Source organism: Rahnella sp. BIGb0236 (assembly GCF_004364755.1).
GTDB lineage: Bacteria > Pseudomonadota > Gammaproteobacteria > Enterobacterales > Enterobacteriaceae > Rahnella > Rahnella victoriana.
In genome coordinates, this window is record NZ_SOAO01000001.1 from 716,050 (window position 1) to 733,321 (window position 17,272).

The 17,272-nt window shown below is 49.2% G+C and carries 17 protein-coding genes and 1 pseudogene; 12 read left to right on the top strand and 6 right to left on the bottom strand.

Annotated elements, in window-relative coordinates; translation table 11 throughout:
• The first annotated feature begins 4 nt into the window (after positions 1-4).
• The 3 genes from EDF78_RS03095 to EDF78_RS03105 are packed head-to-tail and all read left to right on the top strand — an operon-like array spanning position 5 to position 1,629.
• Entirely contained in the window at positions 5-274 is a 270-nt protein-coding gene (locus tag EDF78_RS03095) for an HPr family phosphocarrier protein (protein ID WP_095925549.1), read from the top strand.
• The gene (gene surE / locus EDF78_RS03100) at positions 228-1,142 is read left to right on the top strand and encodes a 5'/3'-nucleotidase SurE (protein WP_243839412.1); all 915 of its coding nucleotides are present in this window, start codon (positions 228-230) and stop codon (positions 1,140-1,142) included. Before EDF78_RS03095 ends, surE begins: the two co-directional genes overlap by 47 nt.
• A 34-nt stretch (positions 1,143-1,176) precedes the next feature.
• Positions 1,177-1,629, top strand: a complete 453-nt coding sequence (locus EDF78_RS03105) for an alcohol dehydrogenase catalytic domain-containing protein (RefSeq protein ID WP_095925551.1) — start codon at positions 1,177-1,179, stop codon at positions 1,627-1,629.
• Positions 1,630-1,824: 195 nt separating this feature from the next.
• On the opposite strand, the gene EDF78_RS03110 is transcribed toward EDF78_RS03105, so the two are convergent.
• Positions 1,825-3,033 carry an MFS transporter gene (locus EDF78_RS03110; RefSeq protein ID WP_133822516.1) on the bottom strand — a complete coding sequence of 403 codons (1,209 nt, stop codon included), beginning with the start codon at positions 3,031-3,033 and terminating at the stop codon, positions 1,825-1,827.
• A gap of 104 nt (positions 3,034-3,137) precedes the next feature.
• On the opposite strand from EDF78_RS03110, the gene EDF78_RS03115 reads away from it, so the two are divergent.
• From EDF78_RS03115 to EDF78_RS03130, 3 genes are all read left to right on the top strand, one after another.
• Positions 3,138-4,055 carry a LysR family transcriptional regulator gene (locus tag EDF78_RS03115; RefSeq protein WP_133822517.1) on the top strand — a complete coding sequence of 306 codons (918 nt, stop codon included), beginning with the start codon at positions 3,138-3,140 and terminating at the stop codon, positions 4,053-4,055.
• A 425-nt stretch (positions 4,056-4,480) separates the two neighbouring features.
• A complete protein-coding gene (locus EDF78_RS03125) occupies positions 4,481-4,933 on the top strand; it encodes a GNAT family N-acetyltransferase (protein WP_205948433.1) in 453 nt (150 codons plus the stop codon).
• Positions 4,934-5,044: 111 nt separating this feature from the next.
• Complete coding sequence (locus EDF78_RS03130; protein ID WP_133822518.1) at positions 5,045-5,560, top strand: GNAT family N-acetyltransferase; 516 nt, start codon at positions 5,045-5,047, stop codon at positions 5,558-5,560.
• A 603-nt stretch (positions 5,561-6,163) separates the two neighbouring features.
• Here EDF78_RS03130 and EDF78_RS03135 read toward each other — a convergent pair.
• Positions 6,164-6,979, bottom strand: a pseudogene (locus EDF78_RS03135) (SDR family oxidoreductase); the annotation flags it as partial.
• Positions 6,980-7,066: 87 nt separating this feature from the next.
• Between EDF78_RS03135 and EDF78_RS03140 the strand changes: the two are divergent.
• The gene (locus EDF78_RS03140) at positions 7,067-7,486 is read left to right on the top strand and encodes a helix-turn-helix domain-containing protein (RefSeq protein WP_233432938.1); all 420 of its coding nucleotides are present in this window, start codon (positions 7,067-7,069) and stop codon (positions 7,484-7,486) included.
• Positions 7,487-7,659: 173 nt separating this feature from the next.
• Here the strand turns inward: EDF78_RS03140 and EDF78_RS03145 are convergent, their stop codons facing one another.
• Positions 7,660-8,205 carry a cysteine hydrolase family protein gene (locus EDF78_RS03145; RefSeq protein WP_119824616.1) on the bottom strand — a complete coding sequence of 182 codons (546 nt, stop codon included), beginning with the start codon at positions 8,203-8,205 and terminating at the stop codon, positions 7,660-7,662.
• 488 nt (positions 8,206-8,693) lie between these two features.
• Here EDF78_RS03145 and EDF78_RS03150 point away from each other — a divergent pair, with 488 nt between their 5' ends.
• A complete protein-coding gene (locus EDF78_RS03150; RefSeq protein ID WP_133822519.1) occupies positions 8,694-9,227 on the top strand; it encodes a GNAT family N-acetyltransferase in 534 nt (177 codons plus the stop codon).
• Between the two features lie 66 nt (positions 9,228-9,293).
• Here the strand turns inward: EDF78_RS03150 and EDF78_RS03155 are convergent, their stop codons facing one another.
• Positions 9,294-10,508 (bottom strand): MFS transporter, encoded by a 1,215-nt coding sequence (locus tag EDF78_RS03155; protein WP_133822520.1) that lies wholly within the window; start codon positions 10,506-10,508, stop codon positions 9,294-9,296.
• Positions 10,509-10,618: 110 nt separating this feature from the next.
• Between EDF78_RS03155 and EDF78_RS03160 the strand changes: the two genes are divergently transcribed.
• Complete coding sequence (locus EDF78_RS03160) at positions 10,619-11,515, top strand: LysR family transcriptional regulator (protein WP_133822521.1); 897 nt, start codon at positions 10,619-10,621, stop codon at positions 11,513-11,515.
• A 94-nt stretch (positions 11,516-11,609) separates the two neighbouring features.
• Here EDF78_RS03160 and EDF78_RS03165 read toward each other — a convergent pair whose 3' ends face one another.
• The gene (locus EDF78_RS03165; protein ID WP_119824610.1) at positions 11,610-12,359 is read right to left on the bottom strand and encodes an IclR family transcriptional regulator; all 750 of its coding nucleotides are present in this window, start codon (positions 12,357-12,359) and stop codon (positions 11,610-11,612) included.
• Positions 12,360-12,476: 117 nt separating this feature from the next.
• Here EDF78_RS03165 and EDF78_RS03170 point away from each other — a divergent pair, with 117 nt between their 5' ends.
• Complete coding sequence (locus tag EDF78_RS03170) at positions 12,477-13,625, top strand: MFS transporter (protein ID WP_133822522.1); 1,149 nt, start codon at positions 12,477-12,479, stop codon at positions 13,623-13,625.
• Positions 13,626-13,639: 14 nt separating this feature from the next.
• On the opposite strand, the gene EDF78_RS03175 is transcribed toward EDF78_RS03170, so the two are convergent.
• Positions 13,640-14,020 carry a helix-turn-helix domain-containing protein gene (locus tag EDF78_RS03175; RefSeq protein WP_095925560.1) on the bottom strand — a complete coding sequence of 127 codons (381 nt, stop codon included), beginning with the start codon at positions 14,018-14,020 and terminating at the stop codon, positions 13,640-13,642.
• 79 nt (positions 14,021-14,099) lie between these two features.
• On the opposite strand from EDF78_RS03175, the gene EDF78_RS03180 reads away from it, so the two are divergent.
• Together EDF78_RS03180 and EDF78_RS03185 are read left to right on the top strand one after the other, a co-directional pair.
• Positions 14,100-15,107, top strand: coding sequence for an NAD(P)-dependent alcohol dehydrogenase (locus tag EDF78_RS03180; protein ID WP_095925561.1), 1,008 nt, complete (start codon positions 14,100-14,102; stop codon positions 15,105-15,107).
• A 134-nt stretch (positions 15,108-15,241) separates the two neighbouring features.
• The gene (locus EDF78_RS03185) at positions 15,242-17,227 is read left to right on the top strand and encodes a CocE/NonD family hydrolase (RefSeq protein WP_208294457.1); all 1,986 of its coding nucleotides are present in this window, start codon (positions 15,242-15,244) and stop codon (positions 17,225-17,227) included.
• The last annotated feature ends 45 nt before the right edge of the window (positions 17,228-17,272 follow it).

Here is a 17,272-nt window from a genome sequence, read left to right on the forward strand (position 1 = left end):
AAAAATGATCAGAGAAAATATACGTGTTGTTAACAGCACGGGCCTCCACGCGCGCCCGGCGACCACACTCATTAAAGCAATCAAGAAGTATGAGTCATCAGTAACGCTTGTTAATGGTGAGAAGACTGTAATTCTTAAAGGCTTAATGAGCGTATTAGGTGCTGGCGTCAAGGGTAATTCAAATATTGATATTATCGTTGACGGTGCAGATGAACTGGATGCCATGAGTGAAATTAAAGGATTATTTGCCAGCGGGTTTGGCGAAAAAGAATAATCCTCAATATCCACTGATGATATTAAAACGAGGCACTGCTTCAGGACGAAACACGTCCGTAAAATGGAAACTCATTATGTCCCAAAAGCCTTTTCGCCGGGTTTTACTGGCCAACGATGACGGGCTGGATGCTCCTGGCATCCGGATCCTTGAAACAGTAGCAGAGAATTTTGCTGATGAAGTCTGGATAGTCGCGCCGGCCACTGACAAAAGCGGCGTCTCTAACTCCATCAGCCTGCGCGAACCGGTGCGGGTTGAAGCGCGTGGAGTCCGGAGATTTGCCGTTCACGGAACGCCTGCGGATTGCGTGGCTGTTGCTGTGAGGCACCTGATGAAAGATTCTCCTCCGGACCTGATACTGTCGGGTATCAATAGCGGTTCAAACATTGGCTTTGAAACCGTATTGTCAGGCACGGTCGGGGCGGCTATTACCGGCGTCCTGCTCGGTATTCCTTCAGTGGCGCTCAGTCAGGACAAACGGCCTGAAGATCAACCGGACTGGCATACCGCTGAAGAGCAGTGTCTCCCGTTGTTGAATAAGCTCTTCGAAACAGGCCTGCCTGTAGAATGCTGCCTGAACGTTAATTTCCCGAACCTGCCACCAGGGCAGGTGAAGGGGGTCAGAGTGACCCGACAAGGAATAGGCAAAGTAAATGGCGTTACAGTTACCCCGACGGCCGATCCTCATGGTGAGGATTACTTCTGGTTGCGCGTGGAACACGGCGTCACAGATTTACCGGAATACTCAGAGGTATCCGCAGTTGCAGCAGGCTTTATTTCAGTAACTCCGCTTACCTGGGAACGGACCTCACAACAGGTTTGGACAGAGTTGTCGGCTCGGCTAAGTCAAAACGGTATCGGAGAGTGATAATACCCGTCCGTCAGGACGGGTAATTTTCATAATGTTTCTGTCTTCCACCCAATGTCAGGATCCTGCTTTATACGGCATTCAGGATGTCAGATTTGAAACAGTGCCAATGCGCCAGCGAGAGCATGATAATGAAGTTATTATCCGTGTGCAGACAGCAGGTATATGCGCCTCTGACATTTCGCGGTTTGGCAAAATCGGTTCTTATAATCCCGGATTGACGGGCGGACGCGAGTTTGCGGGTCTTGTAATCGCGATAAGGAGAAGTGTATTAAGGGTTAAATCGGGTGACAGAATGGTCGCTTGTCCCTGTTTTCCTTGTTGGAATTGTGAATATTGCTGTCGGGCGCTCCAGGTAAATCAACTGCAGGGATCACTTCACGAAATAAGCGGTGAAGCAGGTAAAAAAACGCAAAAGGCGTTGGACTTTGTGTGTCTCGGTTTTTCTCCCTTGGCACTTTCCCTCCTCATCGTGGTGAAGGATTAAGTGCGCATGCGCGGTACGCCCGCATAGCAGGGGGACATTCCGGGCGGGGCGGCACGTCGCTTTACTCTCAATGTTTAAGGTCGCCATAAACGGCGACCTTTTTTATTGATTGATTAGACATATTTTTTGTCGCGGATTGGCGTTTATCCTGCCCAGGGGCTGAGAGACTTATTGGTGCCAGGAGCGGAAGTTATGCTACTCAATATCAAAGTGGTCGCGTTGGTGAATACGTTTAGCCAGTTTTTTTTGCAGTGCCATGACCATCAGGGGAAAACCAGTCGCAGCTAATGCGCAGACTACCAGTAATCGGTCTAAGTTCAGTGTTGTTATACCGTTGTCGGGTAGTAACAAGGATGACAAAAAGAATGCAAGAGTTGTTATCAGGGACATTATCGCAGCCTGTAACGAAGAAAAACTGGCACGTTGCTCATCTGCTGGATACTGGAGCGTAACCGAAGATGATGAAACCAGCCGACTATATGAAGAACCCAAGAATAAGGTAATAAATAGAACAGCGTTATGATAGCCCATTGCAGGTACCAGTAAACTAAGCACAAAAAGTAGCGTTGAAACTGTAGCCAGAATCAGCGCAGAAAAGCGTGATGTCAGAACTCCTGTTATTTTTGTAGACATATAACCTGCAATCCCTCCGCTTAAGAACAGCAAAGGCAGTTGGTCTTGTTGTGCCCCTAAATGATAGGTCATTAATGGGGGCAAAATGGGGATGATCAGCATTGGGCTAAACTGTACCACCCCATTACAAGAGGCGAAAAGCAGGGTCTGAGCATCAATAGAGAGTTTGCCCTTAGCGCGTGATTGAGCTACATCCCTGGGAATAAAAAGGGCTATTAGCGGTAAAGACAGCAGACACAGAGAACTGATTGACCACAGAGAAATATGCCAGCCATAGTGTGTGCAAAGAAATAATATTGATGGCATACCAACGATACTCACCATTGAAAATGATGCAATTACCGTGGCCAGCATTTTCCCGCGCATGTTAACAGGGGAATAATTTATCAAGATACTCGTCCCCACCCCCATTGTTGTACCACCCACCAAACCTGCGCAAAATCTAAGAGCCAATAGCGTGTCAAAATTTGTTGTAAATGTGGATACAAACGTTAGTGTTCCAAGCAGCAGCATGTTCTGGATTAAGAATCGCTTTTTATTGAATCGGTCTATCCAATAAAAAGCAGCAACACCAGAAAGAACTGCACCTAAGGTGTACATACCGGAGACATATCCAGAAAATGAAACCGGAACAGAAAACGCTTCTGCCATAAAGGAAAAAACAGGAGTTAATGCCATGTATTCCAGCGCATTAGTAAACTGGATAAAGGCAATTATGATGGCTATCCGCATCAGGGTTTTATGATTGAACATCTGAGTGACCAGTGACATAGCAAGCAGTCTATAAGTGAAAGATGCTCAGAGTTTATCTGCTATCAATAATCGGCATAAGATGGTAAAAATGGCGTAAATTGTTATCAAAAGTGGGATTTTATATGCGTCCGGCACTCGACTTTAATACCCTAAAAGTTTTCCTCGCCGTGGTTGATAGCGAAAGTTTCGTTGGAGCATCTAAAGCCCTCGAAATGCCGACATCAAATGTGAGCCGTTGTATTTCTCAATTAGAGGAAAAACTGAATCTTCAGCTTATCGAGCGCAGCACACGCCATATGAAGATCACCCAGGCGGGACAACTACTCTATGCGAGAGCAAAACCGCTGCTTGAAGCGCTTGAACAAACGGAGTCTGAATTAATGCAGGGACAGGTCCAACTCAAAGGTCCATTACGCATCTGCATTCCCAACGAAATAGGTCCTGCATTGATGGGTTCTGTTATTGCCGATTTTGCCTGTCAGTATCCAGATGTCGAGATAAGCTGTGTCACAAATTTGTCAGGTTTAGAATCTCTGCGAGATGATCTTGATTTAGCGATCATTGTTAGCCGTGGTCAGATGGATGACAGTGACTATATCGCCCGTCATTTGGTAACTATCCCTTGTACCATTGTTGCATCTCCCTCAATCATTCAGCGTTATGGTACCCCTTCTCATATCCAGCAATTTGAAGAATTACCCTGCATTACAACAGTAAGCGCACTGAAAGGGACACCCTGGCAGTTCGTCAGTGCAAAAGGTAGGTTCGAGACAATTACAGTTAAAGGGCATTATCGGGTAAACAGCGGAGAGATGGCAGGACGGGCGGCATTATCAGGCGTAGGTTTTGCAATTCTCTCGAAACAAGCCTGCCAGCCCTATATTAACGATGGGCGACTCATTGAGATTGAGTTTGAACAGTCGGCGGCCCCATTGCAGTTGTTCGCACTCTATTCCAATCGACGTTACTTACCCGCGAAAACAAGAGCACTTATTGATTTTATATATCAGAAGTTGAGCCATAAACCTCTGGTACCGTAGGCCGCATTGAAGAGCCACAACAAACTGAACTCACAGCCAAAAACTGACGTTTGAGAGACATCTCATCTTCTGTACGTTATCATGCCTAAATTATAGGGGCGATAGGGATTAGTTTATGCTTAGTGCAAAAGAAATAATGGAACATTATATTGCCAATCCCCAGGACAGCTTTTTTGTTAATAGTGTTCCTCCGATTGAGAATGTTGCGGTCGTTGCTTATGATCCCCTGTGGCCGGAAATATATTCATCGTTAGCATTCACTATTAAAAATAAATTAGGTTCGAATTGCGTGAAATCTATCAGAAAATATTCAAACATTTAGGTTATATCTACTATTCTTCTTGATCTTTATCATTTGATATTTACTGAAAATTTTAGGATTTAAAATTAAAAGCTGAAAATTACAGATAAAAGGTGTAGGGAGAATGATGCAACTTTCTTTAAGAATCGCCACCAACGCTGATCTCGCCATCGTTAACGAGCGCTATGCTGAGATTGATTTTGTTCCGTCACATGCTGGGGAACTCATCGTATTGGCGACTGATGGCGATAACATTGTTGGTCAAGGTAGAGTTGTAACAATCGATACAGAATGCGGCGAGCTTGGCGGAATTTATGTTTTTCCCGGCAATGAAGGTCTGGGGATCGCCCGTAAGGTGGTAGATTTCCTGATTAAGAACTCAGGTCTCTCAGTTCTTTATTGTTTGCCTTTTGCTGAGCTGCAAGGCTTTTACGGATCAATGGGGTTTGGTCCCGTCAAGGATATAGAGAAAGTCCCAGCGGCGGTTATCAAAAAGCATGAGTGGTGCCTGAGTAACTACAATAAAACCGTACTACTTCTGAGTAAGGGGATGAACATATGCAGGTCCCCAGACTAACTCAACGAAAAGTGCAAACGTGCTGTAATGCATCCTCGTCGTAACTGCTTTTATAGTTAATCCGGCTGGCTGGCTGGCTATTTGGCTGACAGGCATGGTTGAGGATCCTTATTGGAGATTAAAAATTTGGATATGGAACTCAGTATCCGAGAAGCAATCCGTTCTGATCTTGCGATCATGAGTGATTTGGCTCGCGAGCTAAATATCATCCATCATAAAGCCCGGCCAGATATTTATGCTGATGTGACTTTGAATGAGGGAGCAGATGAATCCCATTGGATGGAATTTATTGAAACTGATGATCATGTTGCGTTTATAGCCCTGCATGACTCTCTTCCCATCGGGTTTATTGCAGCGAACATATCAATACCCACAAGTCCACTTCTGAAGCCAGTCCCAGGTTGCAGGATTTGCTCAATATGTGTTCTTGAAACACACAGAGGGCAAGGAGTGGGTAAGGTATTGATGAACAGAGTGCGTGAATGGGCTCTGGCACGTAACGCGCAGGAACTCAGACTGGCTGTTTGGCATTTCAACAAGGCAGCAATCCGCTTGTACGAGGAGTTTGGTTTTGAAGTTCGTGCGCTGGAAATGGGCATGCCGATATCTTCTAAGGGGAAGGCCTGAGCGCTTGCCTCGTAACATGGGAAGGTCATTAGAGCATAATCAATGGCGATGACTATTCTGAACTTCCGCTCTTCGTTCGAAATTGCCTGTCATACTGCTTAAGAAATAGTCTTAGCGTAGGTCATTTTTCCGTTTTCCAAACGGCCCCCTTCTGCATCGAGAGCCAGAGGTGCTTCGTTTTTTTTGCAATAAAAAACCCCCATACGAGAACCTGCCACACGGGGGTTACGCCTGGCTTGGATAGTCGATTTTTTACCAGCCGTATAGAGTCATCCCCATAGATTCGGGAACAATCATCGACATTAATTTATCCGCCCCAGGGGCCGTCACAATGCCTTTCATTGAGGCGTCAGCACTGCCCACCGATTGCCAGTGGATGATGGCCAGCCAGGTATTATTGGGGCCTGGAGCCGACTCGCGGGACAGGAAACCCGGACATTTTGATACATATTCGGCTTCAATGAGGCGATCGACAAGTATGAATTGGGCAGCAGTCACACTGGGTTTCAGTGTAAAGGTTACAATTTCAATGACCGGTAGTCCCTCTTTAGGCGGGACCGCGGGCTGAACCGTAAGTGCCGCCTGGATAGCGTCTGAAAGGGTCGTCGTGCTTCGGCCAATGAGCTGAGACAGGTCATTAGAGGAACTATTCAGTTCACCGCTCAATGACTTAACGTCTGCATCAATGATGACATCGACAATTATTTTCGGCAGGCCGAAGCTAAGCAAGATTGATTCATACTTGGTTGGCGGCATATCGTTATAAGCGATAGTCCGTCCCACCTGTTTTGAGACCGCTTCTGCAAACTCGGACATTGAGAAAGATTCATCTCCAGCGAGTTCATAGGTCTTGTTTGTATGTCCGGGATGAGTAAGTACACTGACCGCCGCCGCCGCGTAATCTGCACGCGCAGCAGAGGCAAAGCGGCCCTGTCCGGCACTACCGATAATCGCCCCTTGCTCAATCGCTGGAATAAGTGCTCCGGTGTTGTTCTCAAGATACCAACCGTTGCGCAGTATGATGAAATCCAGGCCCGAATCCTTTAGGTATCGTTCGGTTTCTCTGTGCTCAACCGCCAGCGTCATGCGTGACGTATCGGCACGCAACATACTTGTATATGCAAGAACGCCTACTCCAGCCTGTTTGGCGGCGCTGATAGCGGCCTTGTGCTGACGCAGCCTTTCCCCGGGTACTACGGCAGAGATCAGTAATACCTTATCTACCCCCTCAAAGGCTTTTAGCAATGTTTCAGGGCGATCGTAATCGGCTTCTCTAACTTGAACGCCCAAAGCGCGCAGATCGTCGGATTTTTCAGGATTGCGGACAGCCGCAATAATCTCATCGGCTGGGATGACGTTCAGTAGCCCCTTAACAACGAGCTTGCCCAATTGACCGTTGGCTCCAGTAATGGCAATCATGCTTATTCCTTCTAGGTTGTAGTTTCATAACGTCCGGTACCTGGTAAAGCGTCGCACCGCAGTCAGAATTGTTGACCGGATTTAAGTATGTTATTTTCCGTTGAACAGCGAAAACGCATATTTTTAGGACTAAGTCATATGAGTGTGACCGCACCGTTAGATCCTCAAACAGATTGCCGTAGGGTGAATGAAGTTCTCAGTCGCGTGGGTGATAGATGGACTATGCAGGTAGTCGTGACACTTCAGGAGCAGCCGCGGCGTTTTAACGACATCAAGCGTCAAGTAGGTAATATTTCGCAGCAAATGCTGACGCGGACCCTGAAGGCCCTGGAGCGTGATGGCATGATATTGCGCACAGTCTGCTCTACTTCTCCTCCACAAGTGGAATATGCGCTTACCGATCTTGGAAAGTCACTTTCAGAACCCGTGCGCCAATTGGCCCAATGGGCACGCCTGCACATTTCGCTGATCCATGAGAATCGCGAGCGATACGATGAAAACGATTAGTTGAGTCGCAGATGGCGGTCGAGGCATTGGCCATTAAATGGGGGGCGGCGCTCACCGGAACGGTTTCGCACTGCACGCCAGCCTGTCGTGCAATTCGCAGACAAATGTCCGCTTAGTGCCAGAAGCGGACTTTAAGCACCTTAGTCGCCCTAAGGGCGGCTCTCAATCTCAACTCATTTCTCAGAGTGAAAGGTCCAGTCATTTGCTGTCGCGAGCGACACAAACGGGCCAGCCAGAGTGACGTTGTGGTGGCTGATGATTTCATTTGCGGACAGGTAATTGTTATCCATTGTCGTGTGCGCATCTGAAATCAGCACGGTGCGGAATCCCAGTTCCGGTGCTGCCCGGCAGGTAGTGTCCACACAGAATTCTGTTTTCATCCCGGTGATAACCAGTTCCTTAACCCCTCGCTGGCTGAGCTGATGCTGCAGGTTCGTATCCCGGAAACAGTTGGGGTACTTTTTGATAAACACGACGTCGTGCTCAGCGTTCACATTCATTTCGGGTATCAGTTGTGTTAACGGACTTTGCTCAGAGAAATGAGAATCATCAGGTCCGGTGTGGCGGGCAAAAAATACGGGCACCTTCGCCTGCCTCGCTTTTTCAATCATCAGGCAGATGTTAGACAGAACCGAGTCTGCAAAATACGGTGAGGCAGGGCCACGGAAAAGTCCCTGCTGCATATCGATAACTAAAAGCGCATTTCCAGATGAAATCATGATGTATCTCCATTCAGTAAGTCATGAACGGAGAAGTTTTCTTCCCCGTCCGGTTTGGCGGGGAGTGAGAGTCTGTTTTGTCAGGAGCCAGTCACAGATACGCCCACGCCGCCGAAAGTTCCGGTGGTGGTAACGGTTGTCGCTGGATGAACTGACTTAATCATTTTCTGAGTGTCTCTTATGGGTTGGGTATCAGGAACAGGAAACACAACGAATCTTAAAAAACTGTTCTTTTGTTTTAGCACTGAGATTTACCGGATTCAACAAATATGTTTCCTGAATGTTGCCGGGCTTTGTTGGCACCCACTGACCCGCAAAGGAAAGCAATTTAAGTTATCAGGGCTGCAACATCAGCCCTGTGACAGAAACGGACGTTCCCGTAATGGTGACAATTTGGTAATTACGTCTTGTTTTCTACGATAAATATTCATCTAATTGCCAGGGCATAATCGCTTTTTCCTCATAATGATTTCAGACAAGGCACATACGTGATTCAGTTAAGAGAAGCTCAATACAGTGACGCCGGGGCAATTGCACATCTCCACGCAGCCGGATGGCGTGATACCTATGGAAATGTGATGTCTTCAGATTTTCTCGAAAATCATGCGCAAAATGAGCGCTTTTGCCACTGGCAGTCTCTGTTGAATCAGAGCAACCGAGATGTGGCTGTCTTTGTCGCAGAAAATGAAGAGAACATTGAAGGGTTTATATGTGTAATGCTAAAGAAGGATACGCAATGGGGGGCGTACATTGACAGCCTGCATGTCAGTTCTGCACTGCGAGGCCAGGGTGCAGGAAAAAAATTGCTCCATCAGGCAGCAGAGTGGGTATGCAGCGAAGATGCTAAGTCACCGCTTTACCTGTGGGTTTTTGAAGATAACGTCAGGGCAACCAGTTTTTACCAAAGGCTGGGCGGAGTTATTACCGAGCATACCGTATCTGATATGCCTTCATCAGATAATGCCCCTGTATTCAGAATCAGCTGGGAAAATGCCGCTCAGCTTGTTATTAGCACCCGCTGAGCCTTTCTTTAAGCCAATCTGCGCTTTTATAGAAAATCAGCATGCTGACAATAGCAGAGTCAAGATTTATGCAGATTTACTTGCGAGCAGTTCAGTCATAAAGACCAGCAGAATTGCCATTGCCAAACATGCTCCGACCACCGCGATCGCACTCCAGTCGCCATGATAAAAAGTAAATGAACCCAGCGCCGAACCCACTGCACCACAAATGAAAATGACGGTCATATAAGCCGCATTTAGCCTTCCCCGCGCCCCGGTATCCAGACTCTGGATGGCTCGCTGGCCAAAGACCTGATTCGCCTGTGTTGCGGCATCGAGAATTATTGCGGCGAAGACCAAAATCATCAATGAATCTTCCGCGTGCCCCCAGCCACTCATCAGTAGCGCAATACCCGCGCAACCGATCACTACACCGGTGCCGATTTTTGCCCCCCCACGGTCTGCAACTTTACCTGCCACGGGAGCTGAAAGTGCGCCTGCCGCTCCCGCCAGCGCAAAGGCAGCAATTCCCGCTTGGGCGAGACCAAAACGCAGATGTAGCATGGGAGGAGCGGCAGCCCAAAACATATTAAATATGCCGAACATCGTACCCTGATAGGCCGCCCGGCGTTGCAGAGTTCTGGAAGTTATCAGTAAGTTAAGCATTGAGCGCAGCGTAGCCCAATAATTTCGCTTCGATTGAGGATGCCATTGCGGTAACGCGCGCATCATTAGCACGAAGGTACCGAGCATCAAAGCCGCTGAGAAGACAAAGATGGATCGCCATCCCCAATAGCCTGCCAAAAAACTCGCTAAGGGGCGAGACAGCATAATGCCAGAGACCAATCCGAACATGATATTGCCGATAATTTTCCCTCGTTTAGGCTCCGGCGAAAGATGAACCGCAAGCGGCACCAGGACCTGACTGCCTACGGTACAAACTCCAAGCGAAAACGAAGTGACCACCAACGCTGCGGGACCAGAACTGATCGCTACGCCAATCAGGCTAACGATAGTACCCGCGGTGGTCATCAATACTAACCGACGGTTCTCAATCAAATCGGCCAGGCAAACCAGAAAAAACAGACCCATGCCATAGCCAAGCTGGGTGGTAGTGACAATCAGCCCCGCGAGACTCGCCGGGAGATGCATACTGCTTGCAATCAATCCGGCGATTGATTGCGAGTAATAAACATTCGCGGTAGTGGCCCCGCAGGCAAAAGCAAACAGGATGACAGTGGAAGTCTTTAAGCTTGCCATTTTGGGGGCAGTGTCAGGGTGCAGCGTCGTTTGTGTCGTCAAATCATGTCCCAATCTTATTCAATTTTTTCTTAAGGAGAATGAGTGTAAACCTTGCGGAAATTATTGATAAGTGGTGCAATAACGAATGTATATTTCGAGAATTCCGAATAATGTTAGAAAATTTGAAGTTGTTCCTTATGATTGTTGAAAAGGGCACCCTGTCAGCAGCAGGACGTGAACTTGGACTTTCTCCAGCTTCTGTGTCTGAACGTCTGATGATGTTGGAGTCTTATTACGAGACGAGATTCCTGGCGCGAACGACCCGTTCGTTAAGCCTTACTGAAGAGGGAAGAATTTTCGCGATAGGTGCACGCCGACTGCTGGCCGAGGCCGATGAACTTGAAAGCCGCATCAAATCAGGAACACAAAAAATATCTGGCCCGATCAAAATCACCGCGCCCGTCGATTTAGGACAAACCCGTGTTGTGCCCATTCTCGATCGGTTCCTTGCCCGTCATCCCGATGTCACCCTTGATCTCAACCTGACCGACAGTTTTGTTGATCTGGTGAGTCAGGGAGTCGATTTCGCCATACGTTATGGAACATTTTCTAACACCACACTCAAAGCCAGGCCGATTGGGGTAAATCGTCGTTTGATTTGCGGGTCTCCCGATTATTTGAGCCGTAAAGGCATTCCATTACACCCCGATGATCTCTTAAATCACGAATGCATCATGATGCGCTTTACGCAGGGAATCGAGCGTACTTGGTCATTTCAAAACCATGGAGCACCCTATGCCGTCTCAGTTAACGGACAGCGGACAACCAACAATGGCCAGTTAATCAAACAGTGGGCATTGCAGGGACATGGGCTGTGTAAAAAGTCCATCTGGGATGTTGAGGATGATCTTGCTTGTGGCAGGCTCGTCGAAGTTTTGGCGGCCTACGCCCCTTCACCCACTGCATTGCATATCGTTTACTCGCCAGCCCCCGTTCAACCTCGTCGGGTAACAAAGCTGATCGATGTTATCGCGAATGAATTAGCGATATACAATGCAAATGGCTGATAAAAAGGTGTGCCAATTTCGCTTATAGCGGACCTGGCCTGCGCGTCCTCTTAGTGCCAGTAGCGGACGTTACTGACACTCTTATATAAAATAATCAGCCTGAAATCATAGCTTCAATTTCCGCTTTGCATTTCATCAGAGATACGATGAGAAACTCCTTTTTTTCCTCAAACCGCAGGGACGGCACGGCAACGGAGACAGCATACAACTCGCTCAGAGAAGACTGTATATGAACGCTGAGGCCGCATACACCCTGCGCATGTTCTTGATAATCTACCGCATGTCCCGCCTTTCGAACTTTGGCGACTTCATTAAGAATATCTTCCACGTTGCTTAATGATTTTTGCGTCCTGATTTCAGGCGTATGGCTATAAAACGATACTATCTGCTCGTCTTCCAGACGGGCAAGCAGCGCTTTTCCCGGAGCAGTACAGTGGCCAGGGAAGGCTGTTCCAACCGGTGAAATGACACGCAACTCCTGATCGGAAGCATACTGGCTGATGAGCAGCGCATGGGCACCACGCATAACGCTGAGATCGACGGTTTCCCGCGTCCGGCGTCCCAGCATTTCCATAGGCGTACGCGCCAGAGCAACCACATCCGTATGCGCTGAAGCCGCAAGTCTTGTCAGCGCAGGACCCAGCCGGATAAAACCTGCCGCACTCAGTAAAAGTTCTTCAGCCTCCAGTGAACTGACCAGCCGGTGTACCGTCGTACGCGGCATTCCGGTATAACGCGACAAAGCGGCGATCGTCAGCCCTCGAGGATGTTCTTCAAGCGTCCGCAGCAGCAGAGCTGCCCGAACGATAACACTTGTACCTGAATCAGCAGATTTGGCCGGCATGGAGACTCCTTACTTTCAACTTACATTTTGCGCATTGACATCATCGGATAGAAGCCAGAATACTATATCCGAATGTCGGACGCTATCGTCCGAATATCGGTCATTATGGAGCGATTTATGTTACAGATAAATAAAATTGGGGGGGTTACGCTTCTGGCCGTGGCCTGCCTGACAATTATGGTGGGATGCGTAATCGTGCCGGGACTGACCAGTATTTCTGATGCGCTGAACGTGAAAGGTGCAGAGAGCTGGCTTGTTACCCTACCGTCTCTGGGAGTGGTGCTGCTTGGACCACTTGCCGGTAAATTCATGGAACGGGCGGGGCTTTACAGGGCACTGTGCCTCGGGCTTTTCCTGTACGGCTTGTTAGGTTCAGCCGGTGCATTTCTTTCCGGTTACATTACAGTCTTTGCCGATCGCTTCCTGCTGGGAGGGGCGACGGCGCTGATCATGACTGCAGGAACGGGTCTGATTTCAGTATTTTATAATGGGCCAGAACGTATGAAGATGATTGCGCGGCAGGGTATGTCGATTGAGCTGGGCGGCGTCATATTCCTGTTTATCGGCGGGTTACTTGCCGCTGCAGGGTGGCGCTGGCCGTTCGCGCTCTATTTATTTGCCTGGCTGATGCTGCTGATGGTACTGATGTTTGTTCCGCGACCTGACAACAGAGCGGAGTCTGAACAGATTAAAACGGATGTCAGCCACGGTGCCACTTCACCAGCCGTTCTGATGACCTGGGCAGCCGCGCTGATGTCCATGATTGTCTTCTTTACCGCCATTGTTGTCTTACCCCTGCACCTGCACAAAATGGGAAACACCGAGTCTCAGACGGGATATTTTCTCTCATTTGTTTCTCTGGTTGCCGTCTGTGGGGCCTGGCTGATGCCCAAGCTGGTAAGCCGTTACAGTGATTTTTCAACCTTATCCATTGCTTTCGGCTTTTACGCGCTTGCTCATCTGATCTTTGCTTTTGCGACTTCCATGCCTTTCCTTATCCCCGGGGGAATCGCACTGGGACTGGGATTCGGTTTTTCCGTTCCCCTGGTAAATCACCTTATTGTCGAACTCAGCAGTAACGCTGTGCGCGGAAGAAATCTGGCACGGCTATCAATGGCTATCTTTCTTGGGCAGTTTTTGTCCGCGTTCATGGCTTATCTTCCGGGTACCACTTCAAACGTATTTTTATCCGCTGCGGTAATCGGTGCGTTATTTTCAGTGTTTATAAAATTTCGCGCGCCGGCCAGAGTCGCACCCTATACATAACTCACCGTCCGGCTTCATGTGCCGTCAATGTGGTTACTGATCCAGTCGGTCAGCCTTTCAATATGTGCCGCAGCCTCCCGTCCCGGAGCGGTGAGCGCATATTCAGTATGAGGCGGTAAAACGGGATAAACCTTTCTGTGGACCAGGGACGCGCTTTCGAGTTCCTGCAGCGTTTTTATCAACATCCTGTCGGTAATTCCGCCCATTTTACGTTTCAGCTCCCCAAAACGATGAGTACCATCCATGAGAGTTATCAGCGTCAGGGTTCCCCACCGGCTTGTCAGGTGACTGAGCAGCCTTCTGGAAGGACACGTCGCATCAAATGTTTCTCCGTTGCGTAACCGGGTCGCCAGCACATTTTTTTTTACATCAGCAGATTCAGAGAATACAGACATTTTTGTAGGTACTTATCCTGGACGTTAAAGAAGGCTAAAGTCATAGTTTACTCTATCGGATACGGGGAAAACCTTCACGATGAAAGCTGTACTCCTTGGCAATGAAGCGGGCGTAGATAATATCGCCTTTACAGACGTTACCGATCCGGGCCAGCCAGGCAAAGGTGAAATACGCGTCCGCATTCATAATGTCTCGCTTAACTTTCACGATTACAACGTCGCTGCGGGTATCCTGCCCGCGCAGGCGGGTCGTATCCTGATGTCTGACGGCGCTGGAACCATCGAAAGCGTCGGAGAAGGCGTCACAGATTTTCAACCCGGGGATGCGGTGGTATCAACATTTTTTCCGGATTGGGACAAAGGAGAGTGCCCACTCGCCGGTTTCAGCCGAACGCCCGGAGACGGCATTGATGGCTATGCCACGGAATACGTTGTCCGTCCCGCCCGTTTCTTCACGCATTCCCCCGCAGGATGGACGCATGCCGAGGCGTCAACGCTCCCTACCGCAGCACTGACGGCCTGGCGGGCTTTGATTACCGAAGGCAATCTGCGCCCGGGGGAAGATGTTCTTATTCTGGGCACCGGGGGCGTATCCGTTTTTGCCCTGCAGCTGGCAAAAATGACCGGAGCCCGGGTCTGGGGCACGTCTTCCTCTGAAGAAAAAATGGCCTGGCTGCGTGATCAGGGTGTTGCCGGTGTAGTTAATTACCGTAAAGAGCCGCATTGGGGTAAAAAAGTCTTCGAGCTCACCGGTGGACGGGGGGTTGATCATGTCATTGAAATTGGCGGCCCCGGCACGCTGGCTCAGTCAATTGCCGCAGCGCGCATAGGCGGCCAGATTACGCTTATTGGCGTATTTACCGGCATTGCCGGAGAAGTCCCTACGGCGGCAATAATGGGCAAGCAGCTAACCGTCCGGGGCATCACCGTTGGAAGTCGTGAACATCAGAAAGAGATGATCCGCGCTTTTGAAGCCTCTGATGTACGTCCCGTTATTGATAAAGTTTTGCCGCTCGGGGAGCTGCAGGACGCATTCCGGCATCAGCTTGCCGGTAAGCACACGGGTAAAATTGTCATAGAGATTTAACAAGTCAGGCCAGCGGAAGCTGGCTTTTTTTTTGCACAAAATGCGGTCTCGTCGTGTTCCGGCACCAAGCAGATTGACTTGTAGACAATGCGCTTTAAAATTAAATCATCAACTGATGATTTATGGGGAGTGTGATGAATAAAATGAAACCAGCTGGCCTGGAAGTTTCACGACGCTCGCTACTGGCGGGTGCAGTGGGAATGGCCGTGACACATATGATGTTGCCGCGACTGGCATTTGCTCAGAGCGGCAGTACAAACGGGAATCGTATCGTGCAAAATACAAAAATTTATGGCGACAGCGCTTATCCTGTCTGGTATCGGCGTCCGCTGCCTCTTAATGCTCCCCGCGCTCGCTATCCCGGTTTTGCTCCGGGCACGACTCTGCTCAAAAAAGGGACCGTCCGGCGTGAAGGGGCAAAACCACTGCCCTGCGACATCATCTTTGAGCAGGACGTGGCTCTTAAAATGCGTGATGGAACAACCATTTATACGGATGTTTTTCGGCCGGTAGCGGAAGGAAAATACCCGGCTCTGGTAGCATGGAGTCCCTATGGAAAAGAGATAGGCGGTCAGTGGCTGGATGATATACACGAGCGCTCCGGCGTGCCGCTGGAGTGGGTCTCAGAACTTCAGAAGTTTGAAGGCCCCGATCCGGCCTTCTGGGTCAATGAAGGTTACGTTATTCTGAATCCAGATCCACGTGGGGCTTATAAATCTGAAGGTGATATCTCTTACTGGGGGCGGCAGCTGGCTGAAGACGGTTATGATTTTATTGAATGGGCCGCGCAGCAGTCATGGTCAAGTGGAAAAGTGGGTATGGCGGGGAACTCCTGGCTTGCCGTCTCGCAGTGGTTTATTGCAGCCGAGCAGCCTCCCCATCTCACGGCTATCGCGCCCTGGGAAGGGTTTGTCGATCATTTCAGAGAAACGGGTAATCGCGGAGGAATACCTGCGCCGGCATTTCCTGAAGTCATACTGAAATCTTTCGCCGGCGAGAACCTTGTCGAAGATCAGCCCCGGATGATTATGGAAAAACAGCTGATGGATGGCTACTGGGAAGACAAAAAGGTAAAGCTTGAGCGTATCAGCATCCCGGCGTACGTTGTCGCAAGCTATACCAATCACGCTCATACCCACGGATCGTTTGCCGGTTACCGTCAGATAGCTTCAGAAGAAAAATGGCTGCGGGTTAATAACACAAACGAATGGCTGGATTTTTATACGCCCGCCTATTCGCAGGAACTTCTGGCGTTTTTTGACCATTATCTCAAGGGCCAAAAAAACGGCTGGGAAAACACCCCCCGCGTGCGTATCTGCGTTCTGGATGATGGCGGTACAGATATTGTTGACCGGACTGAAGACAGCTGGCCACTGCCCCATACTCAGCTGAAAAAAATGTTTATTACTTCCGGCGCGCAGCTCAGCCCTCTGGGTCAGAACATACCGGCGTCTCTGTCCTATGACGTTTCCGGTGAAGGAAAAACGGAGCTTCACTTTACCTTCACGCAGGATACAGAGCTCACAGGCTACATGAAACTGAAGCTCTGGGTGGAAGCCCAGGGGGCTGATGATATGGAGCTTGAGATTGGCGTTGAGAAACGAAGTAAAGACGGAAAACCGTTTGAACGTCTGCTGGGAGAAGGCGTGAAGGGACCGGTGGTCGCATCAGGTCTACTGAGGGTTTCCCAGCGCGCGCTTGATCCCACGCTGTCAACTGAAACAGAGCCGTTCCACACGCACATCCGTGAAGAGAAGCTGCACGCTGGGGAGATTGTACCTGTGGAAATAGGTATCTGGCCGATGAGCATGCTTTATCATGCAGGTGAAAAACTGGTGCTGACCATTGCCGCTCACCGCCCAATACCCACAAGTATTGACATGGGGTTTGGCTCTGCCGTCATTGAACTGCCAGCTTCCGGAGGAACCTTTATGCCAGGTGAGAAAATTAAACGTATTTCCCTCGGCGGTCCGGCGTCAACGCTTCTGCCATTTGTCAGTGAACAGCAGGTAGCTACCCCGGTGAGCCGGAATGCAGGCCGGCATATCATTCATTTTGGTGGAAAATATGACAGTTATCTTCAGATCCCGGTTGTGAGTAAAATGGGCATGGTATTTTGATCAGTAAAAAGCACCGGTCCGGTCCGATGCTTATCAAAAATGGAA

Excerpts from the sequence above, each read along its gene's own strand:
- EDF78_RS03185 (WP_208294457.1), top strand. The coding sequence starts at position 15,242 with ATGAATAAAATGAAACCAGCTGGCCTGGAAGTTTCACGACGCTCGCTA.
- EDF78_RS03165 (WP_119824610.1), bottom strand. The coding sequence starts at position 12,359 with ATGCCGGCCAAATCTGCTGATTCAGGTACAAGTGTTATCGTTCGGGCA.
- EDF78_RS03175 (WP_095925560.1), bottom strand. The coding sequence starts at position 14,020 with ATGTCTGTATTCTCTGAATCTGCTGATGTAAAAAAAAATGTGCTGGCG.
- EDF78_RS03180 (WP_095925561.1), top strand. The coding sequence starts at position 14,100 with ATGAAAGCTGTACTCCTTGGCAATGAAGCGGGCGTAGATAATATCGCC.
- EDF78_RS03170 (WP_133822522.1), top strand. The coding sequence starts at position 12,477 with ATGTTACAGATAAATAAAATTGGGGGGGTTACGCTTCTGGCCGTGGCC.
- EDF78_RS03145 (WP_119824616.1), bottom strand. The coding sequence starts at position 8,205 with ATGATTTCATCTGGAAATGCGCTTTTAGTTATCGATATGCAGCAGGGA.
- EDF78_RS03095 (WP_095925549.1), top strand. The coding sequence starts at position 5 with ATGATCAGAGAAAATATACGTGTTGTTAACAGCACGGGCCTCCACGCG.
- EDF78_RS03105 (WP_095925551.1), top strand. The coding sequence starts at position 1,177 with ATGTTTCTGTCTTCCACCCAATGTCAGGATCCTGCTTTATACGGCATT.
- EDF78_RS03140 (WP_233432938.1), top strand. The coding sequence starts at position 7,067 with ATGTTATTTTCCGTTGAACAGCGAAAACGCATATTTTTAGGACTAAGT.
- EDF78_RS03125 (WP_205948433.1), top strand. The coding sequence starts at position 4,481 with ATGATGCAACTTTCTTTAAGAATCGCCACCAACGCTGATCTCGCCATC.
- EDF78_RS03115 (WP_133822517.1), top strand. The coding sequence starts at position 3,138 with ATGCGTCCGGCACTCGACTTTAATACCCTAAAAGTTTTCCTCGCCGTG.
- EDF78_RS03110 (WP_133822516.1), bottom strand. The coding sequence starts at position 3,033 with ATGTCACTGGTCACTCAGATGTTCAATCATAAAACCCTGATGCGGATA.
- EDF78_RS03160 (WP_133822521.1), top strand. The coding sequence starts at position 10,619 with ATGTTAGAAAATTTGAAGTTGTTCCTTATGATTGTTGAAAAGGGCACC.